18 protein-coding genes are annotated in these 21,490 nt (G+C 58.1%); all 18 read left to right on the top strand.

Annotated elements, in window-relative coordinates; translation table 11 throughout:
* Positions 1 to 1,344 carry a type VI secretion system baseplate subunit TssK gene (gene tssK / locus IB212_RS13005; protein WP_041909533.1) on the top strand — a complete coding sequence of 448 codons (1,344 nt, stop codon included), beginning with the start codon at positions 1 to 3 and terminating at the stop codon, positions 1,342 to 1,344.
* A gap of 17 nt (positions 1,345 to 1,361) precedes the next feature.
* On the top strand, positions 1,362 to 2,600 hold the full coding sequence (locus tag IB212_RS13000) for a DotU family type VI secretion system protein (protein ID WP_028013493.1): 1,239 nt from the start codon (positions 1,362 to 1,364) through the stop codon (positions 2,598 to 2,600).
* A gap of 2 nt (positions 2,601 to 2,602) precedes the next feature.
* Positions 2,603 to 6,223, top strand: coding sequence for a type VI secretion system membrane subunit TssM (gene tssM, locus IB212_RS12995; protein ID WP_188246019.1), 3,621 nt, complete (start codon positions 2,603 to 2,605; stop codon positions 6,221 to 6,223).
* A 16-nt stretch (positions 6,224 to 6,239) separates the two neighbouring features.
* The gene (gene tagF / locus IB212_RS12990) at positions 6,240 to 6,956 is read left to right on the top strand and encodes a type VI secretion system-associated protein TagF (RefSeq protein ID WP_008502646.1); all 717 of its coding nucleotides are present in this window, start codon (positions 6,240 to 6,242) and stop codon (positions 6,954 to 6,956) included.
* Between the two features lie 11 nt (positions 6,957 to 6,967).
* Positions 6,968 to 7,984: a type VI secretion system protein TssA gene (gene tssA / locus IB212_RS12985; RefSeq protein WP_041909535.1), complete on the top strand. Its 1,017-nt coding sequence runs from the start codon at positions 6,968 to 6,970 to the stop codon at positions 7,982 to 7,984.
* A 75-nt stretch (positions 7,985 to 8,059) separates the two neighbouring features.
* On the top strand, positions 8,060 to 8,584 hold the full coding sequence (gene tssB / locus IB212_RS12980; RefSeq protein WP_022648413.1) for a type VI secretion system contractile sheath small subunit: 525 nt from the start codon (positions 8,060 to 8,062) through the stop codon (positions 8,582 to 8,584).
* 3 nt (positions 8,585 to 8,587) lie between these two features.
* The gene (tssC, locus tag IB212_RS12975; protein WP_006810956.1) at positions 8,588 to 10,087 is read left to right on the top strand and encodes a type VI secretion system contractile sheath large subunit; all 1,500 of its coding nucleotides are present in this window, start codon (positions 8,588 to 8,590) and stop codon (positions 10,085 to 10,087) included.
* Between the two features lie 338 nt (positions 10,088 to 10,425).
* A complete protein-coding gene (locus tag IB212_RS12970; RefSeq protein WP_188246020.1) occupies positions 10,426 to 10,848 on the top strand; it encodes a T6SS amidase immunity protein Tai4 family protein in 423 nt (140 codons plus the stop codon).
* A 177-nt stretch (positions 10,849 to 11,025) separates the two neighbouring features.
* On the top strand, positions 11,026 to 11,508 hold the full coding sequence (locus IB212_RS12965; RefSeq protein ID WP_008502640.1) for a type VI secretion system tube protein Hcp: 483 nt from the start codon (positions 11,026 to 11,028) through the stop codon (positions 11,506 to 11,508).
* 600 nt (positions 11,509 to 12,108) lie between these two features.
* The gene (locus IB212_RS12960) at positions 12,109 to 13,098 is read left to right on the top strand and encodes a hypothetical protein (RefSeq protein ID WP_041909539.1); all 990 of its coding nucleotides are present in this window, start codon (positions 12,109 to 12,111) and stop codon (positions 13,096 to 13,098) included.
* Positions 13,092 to 13,508, top strand: a complete 417-nt coding sequence (locus IB212_RS12955; RefSeq protein ID WP_041909541.1) for a hypothetical protein — start codon at positions 13,092 to 13,094, stop codon at positions 13,506 to 13,508. The genes IB212_RS12960 and IB212_RS12955 overlap by 7 nt, the downstream gene beginning before the upstream one ends.
* An 87-nt stretch (positions 13,509 to 13,595) precedes the next feature.
* The gene (tagH, locus tag IB212_RS12950) at positions 13,596 to 15,356 is read left to right on the top strand and encodes a type VI secretion system-associated FHA domain protein TagH (RefSeq protein WP_041909543.1); all 1,761 of its coding nucleotides are present in this window, start codon (positions 13,596 to 13,598) and stop codon (positions 15,354 to 15,356) included.
* Positions 15,353 to 16,150: a PP2C family serine/threonine-protein phosphatase gene (locus IB212_RS12945; RefSeq protein WP_023336024.1), complete on the top strand. Its 798-nt coding sequence runs from the start codon at positions 15,353 to 15,355 to the stop codon at positions 16,148 to 16,150. The genes tagH and IB212_RS12945 overlap by 4 nt, the downstream gene beginning before the upstream one ends.
* Before the next feature lie 16 nt (positions 16,151 to 16,166).
* Positions 16,167 to 17,165, top strand: coding sequence for a hypothetical protein (locus IB212_RS12940; protein ID WP_041909545.1), 999 nt, complete (start codon positions 16,167 to 16,169; stop codon positions 17,163 to 17,165).
* A 9-nt stretch (positions 17,166 to 17,174) separates the two neighbouring features.
* The gene (locus IB212_RS12935) at positions 17,175 to 17,987 is read left to right on the top strand and encodes a type VI secretion system accessory protein TagJ (protein ID WP_041909547.1); all 813 of its coding nucleotides are present in this window, start codon (positions 17,175 to 17,177) and stop codon (positions 17,985 to 17,987) included.
* On the top strand, positions 17,980 to 18,543 hold the full coding sequence (tssE, locus tag IB212_RS12930) for a type VI secretion system baseplate subunit TssE (RefSeq protein WP_028013485.1): 564 nt from the start codon (positions 17,980 to 17,982) through the stop codon (positions 18,541 to 18,543). The genes IB212_RS12935 and tssE overlap by 8 nt, the downstream gene beginning before the upstream one ends.
* A gap of 2 nt (positions 18,544 to 18,545) precedes the next feature.
* On the top strand, positions 18,546 to 20,417 hold the full coding sequence (gene tssF / locus IB212_RS12925) for a type VI secretion system baseplate subunit TssF (protein WP_041909549.1): 1,872 nt from the start codon (positions 18,546 to 18,548) through the stop codon (positions 20,415 to 20,417).
* The gene (tssG, locus tag IB212_RS12920) at positions 20,414 to 21,457 is read left to right on the top strand and encodes a type VI secretion system baseplate subunit TssG (RefSeq protein ID WP_041909554.1); all 1,044 of its coding nucleotides are present in this window, start codon (positions 20,414 to 20,416) and stop codon (positions 21,455 to 21,457) included. Before tssF ends, tssG begins: the two co-directional genes overlap by 4 nt.
* The last annotated feature ends 33 nt before the right edge of the window (positions 21,458 to 21,490 follow it).

Below are 21,490 nucleotides of genomic sequence, written 5' to 3'. Positions count from 1 at the left end.
ATGACCAAAGCAGAAAAGGTCGTCTGGACCGAAGGCATGTTCCTGCGTCCACACCATTTTCAGCGGACTGAAAGTTATCTGCTCAACCATGTTCGTGAGTGGGGTGCGCTGCAGCGTTCCTATCTCTGGGGCTTTCTCGACGTAGAACTGGACGAAGCGATGCTTCGCCAGGGCTGCATTGCCCTGAGCTACTGCAGCGGGTTACTGCCGGACGGCACCTTTTTCCAGGTCCGCAACGGACGCAATGGTCCCGCGCCGCTAAAAATTCCTGACAATCTCACCAACGAAAAGGTGGTGCTTGCGTTGCCGGTTCGTCGTGGCGAGCGGGAAGAGGTGATTTTCAGCGAAGAGCCTGCCTCGCTGGCCCGCTTCGTCGCGTTTGAGCAGGAGGTGGAGGACGATAACGCCATGTCGGTGGGGGATGCCACCGTCCAGTTTGGCCGCCTGCGCCTGACGCTGATGCTGGAAAAAGACCTCACGGCAGAATGGACATCCATCGGCGTGGCGTTTGTGACTGAAAAACGCAACGACAACCACGTGCGGCTGGATAACAGCTACATCCCGCCGATGCTGAACGCCAATAACAGCCCGCAGATCTACAGCATGATCAACGATCTGCACGGTTTGCTGGTGCAGCGCAGCCAGCAGATTGGCGGCCGCCTGCGTCAGCCTGGCCGCTTTAACACCTCTGAACTGATTGAATTTACGCTGCTTTCGCTCGTGAACCGTCATCTGGGCGAGGTTTCACATTTAAAAACGCTGCCGCTGCTGCACCCGGAAACGCTCTGGCGCAGCTGGCTGCCGTTTGCCACCGAGCTCACGACCTGGACGTCGCAGCGCACCACCGAGAGCGTGCTGCCGATCTACGATCACGACGATCTGGCGAACTGCTTCAGCAAGCTTATGCTAATGCTGCGCCAGGGGCTGTCGCTGGTGATGGAAGACCACGCCATTCAACTGCCGCTTAACGAGCGCTCGCATGGCCTGAACATCGCCACCGTTCCTGAAACCAGCATGGTGCGCGAATTTGGCTTCGTGCTGGCGGTGAAAGCCAACGTGCCGGGCGAACACCTGCAAACCCATTTCCCGGCGCAGATGAAAATTGCCCCGGTCTCGAAAATTCGCGATCTGGTTCAGCTGCAGCTGCCGGGCATTATGCTGCGCGCCATGCCGGTCGCGCCGCCGCAGATCCCGTGGCATGCCGGCTACAGCTACTTCGAGCTGGAGAAGGGCAGCGAGCTGTGGCACGAGATGGATAAGTCCGGCGCATTCGCCCTGCACCTTGCAGGAGAGTTCCCGGGGCTGGATATGGAGTTTTGGGCCATCCGTAGCCCGACAGAATAATAAAGCGAGCGCTTAATATGCAGGAACGACAGGATAGCGGCAGTGATGCCGCGTTTACCGGAGCCAGTAGCAACAATCAGCTGGTGGCGGCCGCCAATCCGCTGCTCAACGCGATTCCGCAGATCCGTCATTCGGTATCACATGACGATCAGGTGGCGTTACGCCAGCGCCTGATCGATGAGATTCGCCGTTTTGAAGTCCGCTGTCAGCAGGCGGGGCTGCCCTACGAAGTGATCGTCGGGGCGCGCTACTGCCTGTGTACGGCGCTGGACGAGGCCGCCGCGCTGACTCCCTGGGGCAGCAGCGGCGTCTGGTCCAGCAATGGCCTGCTGGTGACGTTCCATAACGAAACCTGGGGCGGCGAAAAGTTCTTCCAGCTGCTGGCGCGCCTGTCGCAGAACCCGCGCGAGCATATCCTGCTGCTGGAGATGATCAACTACTGCCTGCTGCTCGGCTTCGAGGGGCGCTATCGGGTGCTGGACAATGGCCGCACCCAGCTTGAAACCATCAAGCAGCGGCTGTGGCAGATGATCCGCGGCGTGCGCGGCAGCTATCCGCCGCCGCTTTCTCCCCATCCGGAAGATCGTCCGGTGCTGCGCAAGCTCTGGCGGCCGATGGTTCCCCTGTGGGCCTGCGTGGCGCTGGCCGGGTTTATCGCCTGCCTGTTTTACATCGTGCTTAACTGGCGCCTTGGCGACAACACCAACCCGGTGCTGGCGAAGATTTATCAGTCCCAACTGCCGGAAACCACCATCCAGCAGCCAGCGCGTCAGCTGCCCGCAGTGCTTAACCTGCGCGGCTTCCTGAAGCCTGAAATTGAGGCGGGCCTGGTGGCGGTAAAAGACCAGGCAGATCGCAGCGTCGTGATCCTGAAGGGCGACGGGCTGTTTGCCTCCGCCTCGACCGTCGTGCGCGACCGCTATGAACCGGTCATCAACCGCATTGCGCAGGCGATGAACAACGTCAGCGGCAAAATTCTGGTGGTGGGCTACAGCGATAACGTGCCGATCCGCAGCGCGCGCTTTGCCTCTAACTACGAGCTCTCACTGGAACGCGCGCGCTCCGTACAGAAAATGCTGCAGGGAAGCCTCTCTCAGCCTGGCCGCGTGAAGGCGGAAGGGCGGGGCGAGATTAACCCGGTGGCGCCGAACACGACGCCGGAAAACCGCGCCCGTAACCGCCGTGTGGAAATTACTCTGCTGGTGTCCCCTGAAAACACCCAGGCCGAGCTGAACGGATTGCCGCAAGGAAACTAAGGATGCTGACTACACTTCTTTCCATTCTGACCAACCGCATTCTGTGGAGCTTCCTCGGCGTAACGGCGCTGGCGGCGGTAATCTGGATGATTGGCCCGCTGTTGTCCATCGTGGACACCCGACCGCTCGAATCCGAACAGAACCGCATCATCAGTATCGCCGTGGTCTACCTGCTGTGGGCGCAGGGACATATTCTGCCGCGCCTTTATAACGCCTGGCTGAACCGCAAGCTGATGGACAAGCTCAACGAGAACACCACCAGCCCGGAGGCGGCGGATCCGCAGCAGCGCCTGAACAACGAGGAGCAGATCCTCGCCAGCCGTTTTGATGAAGCCGCGCAGATGCTTAAAAAAGCGCACTTCAGCAAAGCGGGCCAGGGCACCCAGTGGACCCAGCGCTTCAGCACGCAATATCTCTATCAGCTGCCGTGGTACGTCATTATCGGCGCGCCGGGCTCCGGTAAAACCACGGCACTGGTGAACTCCGGGCTGCAGTTCCCGCTGGCCGACCGTTTTGGTAAGACCGCGCTGCGCGGTATTGGCGGCACGCGCAACTGCGACTGGTGGTTCACCAACGAGGCCGTGCTGCTGGACACCGCGGGTCGCTATACCACCCAGGAGAGCGAGCAGGCGCAGGATGCCGGTGAGTGGCTGCAGTTCATGGGGCTACTGCGCAAGTACCGTCGCCGCCAGCCGATCAACGGCGTCATCGTCACGATCAGCATTTCGGACCTGCTGACCCAGTCTGCCGAGGCGTCCCGCCAGCAGGCGGTGAACCTGCGCCAGCGCCTGTCCGAGCTGCATGAACAGCTGGGTATCCGCTTCCCGGTGTACGTGATGGTGACCAAGGCCGACCTTCTTAAAGGCTTCCGCGCCTGGTTTGCCGACTACGATAAAGCGCAGCGCGACCAGATCTGGGGCTTCACGCTGCCGTGGGAGCAGACCAAACACGCCGATTACGACCTGATGGGCAACTTCCAGCAGGAATTTTCTCTGTTACAGCAGCGTCTTGATGCCGGGCTGCCGGAAACCATGCTCAAAGAGCATGACGCGAAAACCCGCGCCGAAGCGTATCTCTTCCCGCAGGAGTTCGCCGCGCTGCGTCCGCTGCTGGCGGACTACCTGAGCACGGTCTTCGCGCGCTCCAACTTCGAAACTGAGTTCTCCCCGCGCGGGATCTATTTCGCCAGCGGGACGCAGGAAGGCATGCCGTTTGACCGCGTCATGGGCGAACTGAACCGCGCGCTGTCGCTGCCGGAAGGGGCAGAGCGCGATAACTGGGATTCGGTCAGTAAAGAAGCCCCAATCCCGGGCGCGAAGGGCCAGAGCTTCTTCATCAAGAACCTGCTGCAAAACGTTATTTTCCAGGAAGCCGGGATCGCCGGGGAAAACCGCTGGTGGGAACTGCGCAACCGGGCGGTGATCTGGTCCGGCTACGCGGCGCTGCTGGCCCTGCTGGCGATCCTCGGCGGGCTGTGGCTGACCAGCTATGCTAAAAACAAGGCCTATCTGGAAGAGGTGGATGCGAAGGTACCGCTGCTGGACCAGCAGAGCAAAGCGTTGCAGAACCAGCCGCAGCGTGACCTGTTCGATCTGCTGCCATTGCTGAATGGCCTGGTGGACCTGCCGAAAAGCGACGCGTTTGATGTCAACGATCCGCCAGTCTCCCGCCGCATGGGGCTTTACCGTGGGGATGACGTCAGCGATGCTTCGCAGTCCCTGTACCAGAAGGCGCTGGATCAACTGCTGTTGCCCGCCGTTGCTATGCACATCACCACCTGGCTGCGCAACGACAACGGCAGCGACGTGGAGTACAGCTATGAGGCGCTGAAAGCCTATCAGATGCTCTATCAGCCGAAGCACTACGACGGCAAATTCTTGCACTCCTGGGTGATGCTCAACCTGCAGCGCAACCTGCCGCAAAACGTCACGAAGGCGCAGCTGCAGCAGCTCGAATGGCATCTCACCCAGCTGCTGGAGCCGAAAATTCAGGCCTCGCCGTACGCGCAGGACGAATCCCTGGTGGCGCGTGAAAGAGCGCTGATCAACCAGCAGCCGCTTTCAACCCGCGTCTACGGTCGCCTGAAGCGCCTGCTGGAACATGACGACAACCTCAAACCGGTCTCCCTTTCCGACCTGGGCGGGCCACAGAGCGAGCTGGTGTTTTCCCGCAAAAGCGGTAAGCCGGTGAGCGAAGGGGTGCCGGGTCTTTATACGCCGGACGGTTACTGGAAAAGCTTTAACAGCCAGATTGACAGCGTAACGACCGCTCTGCATGAAGACGACGCCTGGGTGCTGGGCGCCGCGACCGCGCAGGAAGATAGACAGCAGATCGATAACGCCGTACGCCAGTTCTACATGCGCGACTTTATCGCGAACTGGGATCGCTTTCTCGCCGACATCCAGCTTAACAACAGCGCCGATCTCTCCCAGCGCATCAACACTGCGCGCCTGCTCTCTGGCGCAAACTCGCCCCTGCGCCGTCTGGTGCAGAACCTGAGCCAGGTGCTGACGCTCTCCCGGGATACCCCGGCACCGGAAGATGCCGATAAAGCGCAGGCGCAGAGCAACCGCGCCACCCGCACGCTGGAAGCGCTGTTCAGCAATAATGACAATGCCCCGACGCAGGCCGCCGCGATTACTCAGGCGCCGGAGCAGCTGGTGACGGACCACTACGCGCCGATGATTGAGCTGGCCCAGCCGCTGGAAAAGGGTGGCAAGACCATCGTCTTTGATGATTTTCTTAAGCAGGTGGACGAGCTTTATCGTTACCTGACCGCCGTGCAGGATGCCGCCAACAGCGGTATGCCGGCACCGGGCGGCGAGGCGATCAGCCGTCTGCAGGCCAGCGCCGGTCGACTGCCGGGCGGATTGCAAACCATGTTCAGCAACATGGCGGTGGGGGCCAGCAGCGATACCCAGCGCCGCGATCTGGAAAACGTGCGTAAGCGGATCAACGTTGAAGTCGGCGGTTTCTGCCGTCAGGCGATCGCCGGTCGCTACCCGCTGGTGCGCAGCGCCAGCACTGAGGTCACTCCGGACGATCTCGCCCGCATGTTTGCGCCGGGCACCGGGCTGATGGATACCTTCTTTCGCGACAACCTGACCAGCAAAGTGGATACGACGCAGGCAAACTGGCGCTTTATGCCGGGCATCGACGGTAAAACCCTGCCGGGCAGCGAAGGGCTGCTGAGGCCGTTCCAGCAGGCCCAGTCGATTCGCGACGCCTTCTTTGCGAACGGCGCAACCACGCCATCTTTCAAGGTGACGGTTCGCACCGTGCGAATGGATAACACCATTCTGAACCTGACGCTGGATGTCGACGGTCAGCTGCTGCGCTATAGCCACGGTCCGCAGGCGGTACAAATCATGAACTGGCCGGGGCCGGGCGGCACCAACCAGGTCCGTATGCAGCTGGGTCTGGCTAACGGCAGCACCGCGACGCTTGTGACCAACGGCTCCTGGGCGCTCAACCGCTTTTTTGACAAAGCGAGCAGCAGCCCGGGCGCGGGAAGCCTGAGCCGTCAGGCCACCTTCAGCGTCGACGGACATCAGGTCACGCTGGAGTTTGCGCCGAACAGCATCCGCAACCCGTTCCAGCTTCCCCGTTTTTCATGCCCATAACCGCAAGGACAGCCGTATGACGAATACCCCTGCGATGAACCGCTACAGCTGGTATGGCAAATTACCCAGCGCCGGAGATTTTTTGCAGCGTCGCTTTCCTGACACCTTACAGCGCCAGTGGTCGCACTGGTTCCAGGTCGGTCTGCTGGCCTGGCAGCAGGAAGAGCAGCGCAGCGGCGAGCGCCCGTTTCAGAAAGCGCCAGTCTGGAATTTTGTGGTGCCGCCCATGCTGGGCAGCCAGATGATCCAGATGGGCTGCCTGCTGCCCGGCCGCGACAGCGTTGGCCGACAGTACCCGGTCTGCATTCAGCTGAGCTTCGCCCCGTCAGAGTGGTCGACCAGCCTGCTCAGCCAGGCGGAGAGCTGGTATCAGCAAATTGGTCGTCTGGGGCTGCACGCGGTGCGTAACAGCTTTTCCGCCTCGCAGCTGGATGAGATGCTGATGTCCATTCCGGCGCCGCAGCCCGTCGAGCCGCAGAAGCGCTCTGACATCCTCGACGTCATTGGCTACGACGAGGACGGCCAAAGCACGCTGGGCTGGCCGCAGGCGGCAGAGTGTTTTGACCCGCTGCGTCAGACCAGCTACTGGTGGACCAACCGCTGCGACGGGTACCCGCTGTACACCCACGTTCACAGCGGCAACTTCACCGGGCAGCTTTTTACCCTGCTGTTCGACCCGGCAGGGGGCGCCCGCCCGGGGCGTCACGGTCTCTATCCGCCTATGTTTGAATAAGCAGGGATCACATGAATATCGAAGAATTTCTCGCGCCGATAAGCGCCGACAAGCCCTGCGGCGACAATCTGGAATATGACGCTGACTTTCAGGCGATGAACCAGGCCAGTCAGGGCAAAGCGGAACAGCAGTTTGGCGACACCATCATCCCGGCAGAGCCTGCGGACTGGAACACGGTAGAAAAATTCGCTACCAGCCTGCTGAGCCGCACCAAAGATCTTCGCGTGATGCTGGCGTTAACCCACGCCTGGACCCGCCGTCGCGGTCTTGCAGGCTACGCGGACGGGCTGTTGCTGGTGCAGGAGGCGATCGCGCGCTACTGGGAGCCGCTCTATCCGCTGCTGGAAGAGTATGGCGAAACCGACCCGTTCTATCGCATTAACGCTCTGGCAGGGCTGAGCGATAAATCCGAGCTCACCGTCGCGGTACGTAACGCCTCGCTGCTGCGTTCAAACGGCGATGAAATTTCGCTGCGTGACGCCCAGGCGCTGCTGGACGGCAGTAAAACCGAGTGTCCGGACTATCCCGGCGGTCGCCCGAGGCTGATTGACGAACTGGCCCGCGGCGACCAGCCGGGGACCGCAGCGGTCATTGTGATTAACGAACGGCTGCTGGCCATCCGCGAGCTGCTCACCGGGCATCTCGGTGAAAGCGGCGTACCGGAAATGGAACAGCTGCTGAAAACCGTGGGGCTGGTCGCCAGCGCGTGTCAGGTGACCGACATCAGTAAGCTGCTGCCGAACCGTGAAGCGCAGGCTGAACAGCACGCTGAGCCGCAGCCTGCGGCAGCGCAGCCCGTTCAGCCGGTCACCGACTGGCGCAGCGTGCAGGTTACCAGCCGCGCCGACGCGCAGCTAATGCTGGAAAAAGCGAAGCAGTATTTCGCGCAGTACGAACCGAGCCACCCCGCGCCGCTGATGATTGAACGGGTGCAGCGGCTGTCAGAACTTAACTTTATGGACATTATTCGCGACCTGGCGCCAGACGGCGTTAACCAACTGGAAAACATCTTTGGACGCCGCGAATGACGCGTCCTGGCATTATGACGACAGGCATGGAGTCTGCCGTTTCACCTTCACCGCGCATCTTTGATGGAGAACATCATGGCAATGAGTAACAGTGGACAGAAATTCATCGCACGCAACCGTGCTCCCCGCGTGCAGATCGAATACGACGTAGAGATCTACGGTGCAGAACGCAAAATTCAGCTGCCGTTTGTGATGGGCGTTATGGCCGATCTGGTTGGCAAGCCGGTGGAAAACCTGCCAGCCGTCGACGAGCGTAAATTCCTGGAAATCGACATCGATAACTTCGATGAACGCATGAAGGCGCTGAAGCCGCGCGTGGCGTTCCAGGTAGATAACACCCTGACCGGCGAAGGTAAGCTCAACGTCGATCTGACCTTCGACAGCATGGACGACTTCCTGCCGGACGCGGTGGCCCGCAAGGTTGAGCCGCTGAACAAGCTGCTGGAGGCGCGCACGCAGCTCTCTAACCTGCTGACCTACATGGACGGCAAAAACGGTGCGGAAGAGCTGATCGCAAAAATCCTTCAGGATCCGACGCTGCTCAAATCCCTGAGCCAGATGCCAAAAAATGACGAAAGCGCGAAAGGTAGCGAGGAATAATCGATGAGCAACCAGACTCAACAACACGATCAGCAGGCGGGTCAGGCGTTCAGCCAGGATGAGTTCAGCGCGCTGCTGAACAAAGAGTTCCGCCCGAAAACCGATCAGGCGCGTTCCGCCGTGGAGAGTGCGGTCAAGACTCTGGCGCAGCAGGCGCTGGAAAATACCGTTACCTTCTCGAACGACACCTACCGCACCATTCAGAACCTGATTGCCGGTATCGACGAGCAGCTCTCGCAGCAGGTGAACCAGATCATTCACCACGAAGAGTTTCAGAAGCTGGAGAGCGCCTGGCGCGGCCTGAGCTACCTGGTCAACAATACCGAAACTGACGAGATGCTGAAGATCCGCTTTATGAGTATCTCCAAGCAGGAGCTGGGCCGCACCCTGAAGCGCTACAAGGGCGTGGGCTGGGACCAGAGCCCGATCTTCAAGAAAATCTACGAGCAGGAGTACGGTCAGTTCGGCGGCGAGCCGTTTGGCTGCATCGTCGGCGACTATTACTTCGACCACAGCCCGCAGGACGTTGAGCTGCTGGGGGAAATGGCGCGCATTGGCTCTGCGGCGCACTGTCCGTTCATCACCGGCACCGCGCCGGGCGTGATGCAGATGGAGTCCTGGCAGGAGCTGGCCAACCCGCGCGATCTGACCAAGATCTTCCAGAACACCGAATACGCCGCCTGGCGTTCCCTGCGTGAATCCGAAGACGCCCGCTATCTGGGGCTGGTGATGCCGCGCTTCCTGTCGCGCCTGCCGTACGGCATTCGCACCAACCCGGTGGACAGCTTCGATTTTGAAGAGCAGACCGACGGCGCAAACCACAACAGCTACTCGTGGGCGAACGCGGCCTATGCGATGGCCGCCAACATCAACCGCTCCTTTAAAGAGTACGGCTGGTGCACCTCTATTCGCGGCGTGGAGTCCGGCGGGGCGGTGGAAAACCTGCCGTGCCACACTTTCCCGAGTGATGACGGCGGCGTGGACATGAAGTGCCCGACCGAGATCGCCATCAGCGACCGTCGCGAAGCCGAGCTGGCGAAAAACGGGTTTATGCCGCTGGTTCACCGTAAAAACTCCGACTTTGCTGCCTTCATCGGCGCACAGTCTCTGCAAAAACCGGCCGAGTACCACGACCCGGATGCCACCGCCAACGCGCGCCTGGCCTCCCGTCTGCCGTATCTGTTTGCCTGCTGCCGCTTTGCCCACTACCTGAAGTGCATCGTGCGCGACAAAATCGGCTCCTTCCGCGAGCGCGAAGAGATGGAGCGCTGGCTGAACGACTGGGTGATGAACTACGTCGACGGTGACCCGGCGAACTCCTCTCAGGAGACCAAGTCCCGCAAACCGCTGGCGGCTGCGGAAGTGCAGGTGCAGGAGATTGAGGACAACCCGGGCTACTATGCCGCGAAGTTCTTCCTGCGTCCGCACTACCAGCTGGAAGGTCTGACCGTTTCTCTGCGTCTGGTTTCTAAACTGCCGTCTCTGAAGACGAAAGACGCGTGATGACGATTGCCGGCCCGCAGGGGCCGGCAGCTTTACTGTTAATTCGAGATAGCTAATGAATTTACCTTTAAAAACGATAACAAGAAAATTCATCAGCTATTTAATCAGTTATACATTGCTCATTATTTCATTCATGCTATTTGTGACAGTATCTGGCTACTATTTGTTTATATTTAACTGGACGGACGATGTCCGGCAAATCGTAATGCATGGTTCCTTATGTACTGGACTTAATGCATTAGCGATAGGTATATACGTTGTTGCAGAGAAGCGGAAAGAGAAATGTTAGTTCCTCATGCTGGTCAGTGTGTTACTGAGTATATAGAAAAGGATATCAGATGAAATATTTGGGTTATCTCCTCGTGTTTTTGACTTCTTATGTAAATGCCGGAAATAGCTATCCTGATTTTTATCATCAGCAAACATACCGGCAGGTTTTAAAAAATTTAGTTCTGGCGCGCTGCCTTGCGCAGGTGGCAGATAAAGGCAGTAAGTTTTCTGCTGATGCGGCTCGCAGTGCGAGTGCATTCATTGAATGGATTCCTTTTGATGCCGAAAATGGCACGGATAAAGTGAATGTCATCATTGGGAAATATATAAATCAAATTAACGGGTTTCATTCAGAGCGAAAACCCGATGTCAAAGGCGTAACCTTAAACTGTTTACGACTTTATCACAGCGACGAACTTAACGAACTTGCACCTCAGTTAATCATCGGAAATCCTGACCGCACCTGGTTACAGGATAATCCACAAGAGTAAAAGACTTCACATTCTTTCCTTTCATTCAGGGGGAATGTAAGACTGTCAAATGACATGGGTCGTTTGATATGAGGCAGAGGTAAAATATGGACGGTTTTATTCAGCCCCATGCTTTCCTGTTTGCCATATAAGTGCTTTTTCGAAAGCAATATTGTTCATCCACGAAGAGTAGATATTATGGCTATTGATATGTTTCTGAAGGTCGAGGGTGTTACGGGCGAATCTAAAGATTCTAACCACACCGGCTGGACTGATATTACCTCCTTCTCCTGGGGCGCTTCCCAGCCAGGTAATATGAGCGTTGGCGGTGGCGGCGGTGCCGGTAAAGTCAACTTTAACGACCTGCACGTTAACGCGCTGATCGACAAATCCACCACCGCTATCCTGAAACACTGCGCCAGCGGTAAACACCTTACCAAAGTTGAGCTGTCCGTATGTAAAGCGGGTGGCCAGCAGGTGGAATATTCCCGCATTACGCTGGAAGATGTGCTGGTGACTTCCGTTCAGTACACTGGTGCAGACAATGGCGATACCGTTGGTGTGACCTACGCATTCCAGGCTGCGAAAGTGAAGCAGCAGTACTGGGAGCAGACCACCTCTGGTGGCAAAGGTGCTGAAAGCAGCGCTGGCTGGAACATCAAAGAGAACAAAGAAGCGTAATTGCGCAGGTGACCGGGGAGTTTTCCCCGGTCATTACGATTGGTTCACTACTCGGTGTATAATAGCGATGGAAAGAGCGATAACTGTTATATCCATTGTATTATCATGTAGCGCGTGCATATCCCATCCTGCTCAGTTTAAAAGTTTAAAAGTTTAACTGTTAAGCTGGAAAAAAATGTCCCCTGTTTTGGATTTTTGGAAGACACGAGGCCAGGTGAAACTGTTTTAGTTTACGAACCTTCAATATCTCGACAGGTAGGTAATGAATGGGAAGCTATATATTCCCCACAAATTTTTCATTCCGGCCGCATTCTAAAGTCTGAGGATTGTCTTCGCTGGGATAAAGTTGACTGGCAGCCAGGAAAGTATGATGTGGTATTAAAGTTGAGAAATCATAATGCCGCTCTTCGGTACGCGACTCGCTTTGTGCTCAGTGCGAATGCTAAAGGTGAACTATCGCTGACTAAAATAGAATAGAAGAGTTTCCAAATGTTGGCTTTTTTAGAAAAACGTCAACATTTGGGTGCTGCTTAACTTCATTTTTATTTAAATGTTTGTGCTTATTTGTAAGCGTTTCGGTGAAAATCAGAAGGAATTAATATGACTGGTCAATCATTAGTTAATCCGGGATATTGCATTGTTCAGCAACCCGGAACTCTGGATTTCCAGGCAAGGCTCTTATTCAACAATCCAAATAGTGATGCTGCACGTTATTTCATGCGGGTTAATAGTGATATGCAGTGGTCAAAACCTGGGCAGATGTTGATTCTTGATGCGCCGGGAAGTAATAATGCTGTGCAACTTAAGCAATTACAGCTTGCAAAAAATAAAGTCAACGGTGCTCTGGCCGAACTTAACTCTGGAGAAGCGAATTTTTTTAATCACCATTTTAGTACCATAGCCGCAGTCACTAATTTTATGGATAAGTCCCTTGGAGTTGTTGCTGACGCAGGTGAAAAATATTTCAGTGAAATAGAAAAAAAACTTAAATCCATTGAGTTGGCATACCAGAATCAGTTCAGGGCACAAGGGACATTGATAAGCCAGCAGTTTTTTGTTGAGCGTCAGCGCCTCTTTTCTGAGTTGGATGGTTTATTAAATAAATTGTCCAGGCTGACGTTAAAGATGAAACCCTATAACGAACTGAAGCATGCATTAGGGTTGTCAAGCAGATCAATTGTACATGAATGGAGCACAGCGGGTGTCGCTTCTATTCGTGGTTATTCAACTTATGTCGATAATGCCTCTAAAGCCGCTCGTTTTCTTAAAGCCGGGGGATGGCTTGCAATAGGTTTTGCCGGTGCAAATACAACCAATGAAGTTTACAATGCATGCACCACGGGACGAGAGCAAAGTTGTACTAAAGTCGCTGTAAAAAAATACAGCAGCTTTGGTGCAAGTCTTGCAGGAGGGATTTACGGTGGCAAATACGGGGCCATGGCAGGTGCCGGTGTATGCGTTGCGCTTGGTGTCGCGACGGGTGGTGTAGGTTTGCTCGCCTGTTCCATTGTCGGGGCGGCTGCAGGTGGATACGTTGGTGGCGAGATAGCGGGCGGAGCGACTGAGTATATGATGGATAAAATATGGTGAATATTGAAAATTTACTATTATTCCTTATCGTGGCTTTATTGCTGATTGTGATAGTTATGGATCTATTCAGTTCTCGTTACTTCAAAAAACACGAGGCTGATTATAATCAGTTACTTTCTGAGTACCGGCGAAAAGGATATGACCTGGATCTTGTTACCGACTACGCTTCTTTTTTTGGTTCGTTGGCAAATTATCAAAAAATAATCTGGTTTGTTCGCCTTTATAAAGGCGTTAAAATGAAATTTACGCGTGAGCGGCTTGTTCAGGAAGATGCTTATAAATATGTACAGTCGTTACCTGAAGAAAAAATTGGCTGGATACTAAAGTTACATCGCCGTTATAAGTTACAGGCGTTAATATTCACTCTATGGCTCATTGTTGGATTATATTTTATCATCTTCATTAAATAGTTTTTGATATTCAATTTCTCAAACGCCGCCGTTCTCGCCCCGAGAGCGGCAGCGTTTGAGCGCTAATCATACCAGCAGGAATACGCCATGCGATTCACGATTATTTCTACGAAACCCGGTCATCAGCCGCCGCAAAGCAGCTGTGATTTTTACGCCCCGGGCGGCACCATTGGGCGCGGTACGGATAACAATCTGGTATTACCGGACAATGACCGCACCATCTCGCGTCTGCAGGCCATTGTCCACGTTGACGCTCAGGGCGAATGCCGTGTCACCAACCGTGGCAGCGTCACCCGCGTGGTATTGAATGATATTCCGCTGGAGCGTGGGCGTCAGGTTGAACTGCAGGATGGCGACATTCTCGGTATTGATGACTACCGTATCGAAGTGACCGAACTGATCCACGACACACAGCCGGTGAGCCGCATGGCGGCCAGCATGCAGCAGCAGGCGCGTCCGACAGCCGCACCCGCTGCGCCCGCAGCGCAAGCGAAGCCTGCTAACCCCGCGCCACGCGGGAAGGCGGAACCGACCGCCGTGCCTTCCGAAATCTGGGACAGCCTGATGCAGGAGTTCTCCATCTCCGACAGCATCTCCAGCAACCGCGCTAAACCGCAGCCTGCGGCCTCACAGGATCCCTTCTCCCAGCCCGCCACGCCGGAGCGTAATGCCGAAGATCCGTTGGCGATGTTCAACGACAGCGATCCAACGCTTGAGCGCAAAAACGTCGACCCGGACACGCTGTTCAGCGACGAAGCGCTGTTCAAAAAAGAGAGCATTTTTGACGACGTGACGCCTTCCACGCTGGTGCCGCCGGTTGAGGGGCAACCCGCCCCTAAAGAAGACGCGGCGGACGAGCTTGACCCGCTGGCGCTGTTCGGTGGAAAGGCCAGCGCGCCAGCCGCGCGCAATGATGACCCGCTCGGGCTGATGGGCGGAGCACCGTTAACCCACCCGGATGATATTGCAGACGAAAAGCCAGCACCAACGCCTGAACCGGAGCAGGAAGAGGACGTGCTTGCCGATTCTCCGTTGTTCGCCCCAGAGCCGCAGGATACGCCGCGTGAAGAAGAGCCTGCACGGCCGGATTACGCAGGCTTCACCATGCCTACGCCGCAGGCCGTTGCGCGCAGCAGCGCTCAGGCACCGAAGGGGCGCCTGCGCATCGACCCGGTCAATAACGCGGCATCCCCAACCGCCAGCCCGAATAATGGCGAGAAGGGTGAAGTGCTGCAGGGCGAGCTGCTGCAGGCGCTGCTTGAAGGTATGGGCCTGAGCGAAATGCAGCCTGTTCCGCAGTTTGACCGGGAAAATATGCGTCAGTTGGGGCAGATTCTCGGCATGTTCTCGCAGGGCACCGTGGCGCTGCTCTCGTCGCGCTCCATCCTGAAACGCGGCGTAAAAGCCGATATGACCATGGTGCTGGACGATGCCAACAACCCGTTCAAGCTGTTGCCGACCGGGAAAACCGTCTTAATTCAGATGTTCGGCACCCCGATGCCGGGCTTTATGCCGCCGACCAAATCGGTGCGCGACGCGCTGATCGACCTGCAGGCGCACCAGCTGGGGATGATCTCCGGTATCCGCGCCATCATCGCCGCGATGCTGCAGTCCTTTAACCCGGAACAGCTGGAGGAGCAGGCGAAGCAGAACGGCATGACCTCGCGTCTGGCGCTGCCGGGCAGCCGCAAAGCCGCCCTGTGGGACTATTTTGTTCGCAGCTATGGCGAGACGGCGGGCGAGATTGAGGATGACTTCCACACCCTGTTCGGCGAAGCCTTCCTTCATGCGTATGACATGGAGGTGAATCAGTACAAAGACTCACAGAGCGGATCGGAAGACAAATGAATATCGCAACCGCTTCTCTCTCCCGCCAGGGGACGCGCGCCAGCAACCAGGATCAGACGGGAGAAACCATAGGGGAACGCTCGGCCTGCTTTGTCGTCTGCGACGGCATCGCGGGTCTGCCCGGTGGTGAAGTCGCCGCGGAACTGGCCCGTAACAGCATTATCTCCCGCTTCGATGGCGACAAGCACCTCAACGCGCAGCATATCCGCGACTACGTGCAGACGGCGAATCGCACCATTCTGAGCGAACAGCAGGCCGTTCAGGACTATCGCCGGATGGGTACGACGCTGGTCAGCCTGTTCATTGACCGGGACTACGGGCTGGCGTACTGGGCGCATGCCGGCGACAGCCGCCTGTACCTGTTTCGCCGGGGGTGGCTGTGGCACGTCACTACGGACCACAGTCTGGTGCAGCAGATGAAGGATGCCGGGCATCAGACGGACGATCTCAACAGCAACCTGCTTTATCTGGCGCTGGGAATTGAAAACGGCGGACCGGAAGCGAGCTACAGCGACGTGGTGCAGGTAGAAGACGGCGATGCCTTTTTACTCTGCACCGACGGGTTCTGGCACGGCGTCAGCGAAGAGCAAATGAAGCAGTCGCTGCACATGGTCAATACGCCGCAGGAGTGGCTGACCTTAATGAACCAAATCATTCAAAAGAATGGCGAGCAGGAGGGGAATGCGCAGGATAACTATACCGCCCTGGCGGTATGGATGGGCAACCCTCAGGACACCACTTTGCTGCACACCCTCTCTGATGCAGCACAATTTCTTCCCTGCGGAACTGATTAGACACACAAGGAACGATATGAAACTTTGGCTATCGGGTTTGGCACTTCTGGCGGCGACCTCCACCGCGCAGGCTGAAAATTTCCGCATCGTGCAGTCTCCTGCGCAGAAGCTGGATATCTGGATCGACAACATCAAAGACAACACCCCACAGAGCTGGTGTAAGCCAGACGTGGCGCTGCGCATTGTGGCGAACGGCAAGAAAGAGGTCTCCGTGCTGGAAAACTTTGTGCCGCGCCTTGGCTCGCTGCTGGAACACCAGTGCAGCAAAGTGAATAAACTCAGCTGGACGCTCAACGATCCCGAGGGGACGACGCTGGCGCAGGGCACGGCAGCTAAAGCGCAGGACTGGGCGCTGGTGGTGAAACAGCAGCAGGCCGCGCCTGCCGAGACCGTCACCGCAACCCCAGCCAGCGGCGCGTTACTGCCACCCGATCAGAACGTGGCTTCCCGCACCGTTGCCGCGGACCGCACGCCGTGGCAGGAGTTTACCCTGCAGGATGGCTGCCACCTGCGCACCTTCTGGGAGGGCGGCGCGTCCGCTCCGGCGCTCTTTATTCCGGATTCTGACACCACCCGCTGCGGTAACGGCAGCTGGCTGAGCGGTCACACCGTTATCTCTCAGTCCCGCAACGGCGGGCAGAAAGAGATGGCGGTGACGTACATTCACGGCTTCCCGGTGATGGGGCTGAATCAGAGCGCCGATCCGGAAAACGCGCTGATCACCTCCGTAAACAAAGAGCGCATGGTATTCAGCACGCCAGACAGCGATCAGAGCTGGATGATCCTGCCTTACGACAGCACCCTGAACAGCTGGAAGAGCAACGGCACGGTTGCGGTAGAAATTTCCCGCGAGACCGCCAGCGACGATGCAAAACTGCAGGCGCGTATTGCGGCGGTGAAGAAAACCTGGAGCGCCTGGGTTGCCCCAGGCACCCCGCTGAATATCGTTCTGATTGATACCCTGCGTCCTCAGCTGCGCGATCCGGCAGTGGGCGCCTGGCGCGCGGCGAATTAAGGAATGGCTATGAATACGCTCTATCAACACCTGGCGGGTGAAACGCTCAACGACGCGCTGGCGCGTCTTGAAGCGGAGATCAAAGCCCGTCCGGCAGATGCAGACCTCCGCGCCGCGTTCGTGCAGTTTTTAATCCTCAGCGGCAACGGGACGCGTGCGCTGACCCAGCTGAAAAGCTGGCTGGCGCTGAAGCCGCAGGCGAAACCCACCGTCACGCTGCTGGAGCAGTCCATTCAGGGCGAGCTGCAGCGCGCGCAGGTGATGGCGGGGCAGGCGCGTCCGGCCATGCCTGAAACGCAGTGGCCGTGGCTGACCACCCTGGCCGCGGCGCTCCGCGAGGAGGGCGAGCGTGCCCGGTCGCTGCGCCTTGAAGCGCTTGACCAGGCGCAGGCCACTCCCGGTCACATCACCCTCGAAAACGATGAGGCTCAGGCGTTTGACTGGCTGATGGACGGCGATGCCCGTCTCGGCCCGGTGTGCGAAACCATCGTGAACGGCCGCTATTTCTGGCTGCCGTTTAACGCTATCGCCGAGATCCGTTTCCAGGCGCCTGCCAGCGTGACCGATCTGGTCTGGCGTCACGCGCTGGTGCGCCTGACTGACGGTACGGAGCAGGTATGTCAGATCCCGGCGCGTTATCCGTTTGCTGCCGATGCGTCGGATGCGATCAAACTGGGCCGCACTACCGAGTGGCAGCCGCTCGACGAGGACGGCACCCTCTACGAAGGGATGGGCCAGAAAGCCTGGCTCAGTGAGCAAAGCGAAAGCCCGTTGCTGTCGTTAAGCCTCGTGTCGTTTGCGACGGATGGAGCCGATGAGTAATCCCGCTGGCGAAGGCGATCTGCTGCGCAGCGGCTGGCAAGCCCGCAGCAGGCAGGAGAAGGTGGGGGCGCGCGACAAAATGCAGCCTTCGCTGCTCGATCGCCTCACCGATAACGACCCGGAAAAAAAACGCGAGCCGGCTAACAGCAACCTGATCACCCACGCCGCGCTGCGTCGTAACGTGCTGCGGGATCTGCAGTGGCTGTTTAACACCATCAACCACGATGCCTCCGGCGATTTAAGCGCGCTACCGCACGTGAGCCGCTCGGTGGTTAACTTCGGCGTCGCGCCGCTCGCCGGGAAGAGAATGTCGGACATCGAATGGCACGATATTCAGCGCAAGCTCACCGAGGCCATCATCAATTTTGAACCGCGAATTTTGCCGCAGGGGCTGCAGGTCCGCTGCGTGTCGGATACCTCCTCGCTGGATCTGCACAACGTGCTCTCCATCGAGATTAAAGGGCGCTTATGGTGTGTGCCGTACCCGCTGGAGTTTCTGTTTCGCACCGATGTCGATCTGGAAAACGGCCATTTTGAACTGAAAGATGCGGGGTAATCATGGAAAGTAAACTGCTCGAATATTACAACCGTGAGCTGGCCTACCTGCGCGAAATGGGGGCCGAGTTTGCCGAACGCTATCCGAAGGTCGCCGGGCGGCTGGGCATGCGCGGCATCGAAGTGGCGGACCCGTACACCGAACGCCTGATGGAAGGTTTCGCGTTTCTGACCTCCCGCGTGCAGATGAAAATGGACGCGGAGTTTCCGCGCTTCTCCCAGCGTCTGCTGGAGATGATCGCGCCGAACTACCTCGCGCCCACCCCTTCAATGGCGATTGCGGAAATTGAGCCCGACAGCAGCCGCGGCGATCTGAGCAACGGCTTTATTGTGCCGCGCGGCACCATGATGGACAGCCTGGCGCTGAAAAAAACCGGCGTAACCTGCAGCTATACCACCGCGCACGAGGTTAATCTGCTGCCGCTGAAAATCGACAAAGTGGAGTTCGGCGGCGTGCCCGCTGACCTGCCGCTGGCGCAGCTCGGCTTAAGCCAGCGGGGGATCAACAGCGCCTTGCGGATCCGCATTGCCTGCGACGGCCCGCAAAACCTCGGGCACCTGAATTTTGACCGGCTGGAGTTTTTCCTCAGCGGCCCGGACATTGAGGCGCTGAAGCTGCTGGAGCTGGTGATGGAGCACCACGCCGGGATCGTCTGCCAGACGGTCAGCCCGCAGCCGCAGCGACAGCTGCTGGCAACGGATGCGCTGCGTCAGGAGGGCTTTGCGCCGGACCAGGCGCTCCTCCCGGACGATCTGCGCAACTTTGACGGCTACCGTCTGCTGCAGGAGTATTTTGCGTTTCCGGCCCGCTTCCGCTTTATCAGCCTGAGCGGTCTGAGCACGCTTATCCAGCGCTGCGAAAACGAAAAAGCCTTCGATATCTTCATTCTGCTGGATAAGTCGGATGAACAGCTGGAGCGCGTGGTCGACGCCAGCCATCTGGCGCTGCACTGCACGCCGGTCATCAACCTGTTCCCGAAAGTGGCGGCCCGGCAGAAGCTGAATGAAGGCCAGCATGAATACCATCTGGTGGTCGATAACATCCGCCCGCTGGACTACGAAATTTATGCGGTAAATAAAATTTTTGGCAGCGCCGACGGCCAGCGCGACGACCAGACGTTTCGTCCGTTCTGGAGCACCTGGAGCGGCGACGCGGGTAACTACGGGGCCTATTTTTCCCTGCGCCGGGAACAGCGCGTGCTCTCCGAGCACGCCCTGCGCTACGGCACCCGTACCGGCTATATCGGCTCGGAGGTCTTTGTCTCGCTGGTGGATGAACAGCATGCCCCGTGGCAGGAAAACCTGCGCTACATCTCTGCCGAGGTGCTCTGTACCAGCCGCGACCTGCCGCTGATGCTCCAGCAGGAGCTCGGGCAGTTCATTATGGCCGACTCCATGCCGGTGAAGGGGTTAACCCTGCGCAAAGGCCCGACGCCGCCGCGTCCGGCGCTGGCGGAAGGGTTCAGCACCTGGCGGCTCATCAGCCAGCTGCAGATGAACTACCTCAGCCTGATGGACAGCGAAAATGAAGAGGGGGCAGCGGCGCTGCGCCAGCTGTTAGGTCTGTACGCCAACCTGGCCGAAACGCCGGTTGCGCGTCAGGTGGAGGGGGTTCGCCACTGCGTACTGGAGCCGGTACACCGCCGCGTGCCTGAACCCGGCCCGGTCGTTTTCGCCCGCGGAATTGGCATCACCCTGACGGTGGACGAGCGGGCGTTTTCCGGCGCCAGCCCGTGGCTTTTCGGCAGCGTGATGGAGCGCCTTTTTGCCCGTCTGGTCTCCATCAACAGCTTCACCGAGTTCACCCTGAAGAGTCAGCAGCGCGGCGAGATAGGCTACTGGGCGCCGCGCATGGGTAAAAGGGCGCTGGTATGAGTGACGCTGCCACCGCACCGCTGCGCGTGCATCGCCTGACGAAGCTGCCGGATACGTTCTGGCACGGGGTCCGCGAGACGCCCTGGCGCTACGATCTGTTTCAGCTGTTAAGGCGCATTGATGCCCAGGGCGGCGAGCGCTACCCGCTGGGACGCGCGCCGCTGCCGAAATTTGAGCCGCTGCGCATTGGCCAGCAGCCCTCAATGAGCTTTGCGCCGTCGACGCTGGCCCAGGTGCGAAAGCGTGAGGAAAGCGGGCTGCATGAGGTGTCGATCCTCAGCTTTGGCCTGTTTGGCCCGAACGGCCCGCTGCCGGTGCATATGACCGAGTACGCCCGCGAGCGGATTCATCATCATCAGGACACCAGCCTCAGCGCGTTTGCCGATCTGTTCCATCATCGTCTTGCGCTGCTGTTTTACCGCGCCTGGGCGGATGCGCAGCCTGCCGTTTCCCTCGATCGCGCCGACAATAAGCGCTTTGAGGGCTACCTGGCGTCGCTGATCGGAATGGGACAGCCGGGTCAGATGAACAAGGGCAGCCTGAGCGCCCATGCCCGCTTTACCCACGCCGGGCACCTGACCCGCCACGGGCGGGATCCGGAAGGGCTGGAGAAGATCCTGCGCAGCTATTTTAAAGCGCCGGTTAAGCTGGTGAGCAACGTGCCGCAGTGGATGCCGCTCTCCACCCGCGAGCAGGCGCAGCTGGGAGCAGGACGCTGCATGCCGCGCATGGGGGAATCCGCTTTTCTCGGCGTCGCCGTCCGCGACGTGCAGCATAAGTTTCGTATCGAGATTGGCCCGCTGAGCGCGGAGGAGTACAACCGCTTTCTGCCGGGCGAAGCGTGGGTCACCGAGCTGCGCGACTGGGTGCGCCAGTACGCGGGAATTGAGTTTGAATGGGAAACACGGGTGATCCTGCGTGAAGACGCGGTGCAGGGTACCACGCTCGGCAGCGATGGGCGATTAGGCTTTAACACCTGGCTGGGGCATCAGCCGCAGCCTGTCCCGCGTGGCGATCTGGTGTATCGCGCAGAGCGATAAATTTTTCTAACGCATTGTTATCAACGGAACCGA

Source organism: Enterobacter sp. E12 (assembly GCF_014596715.2).
In the GTDB taxonomy this organism is placed as follows: Bacteria; Pseudomonadota; Gammaproteobacteria; order Enterobacterales; family Enterobacteriaceae; genus Enterobacter; species Enterobacter bugandensis.
This window is presented reverse-complemented; position numbering and strand designations above follow the sequence as displayed.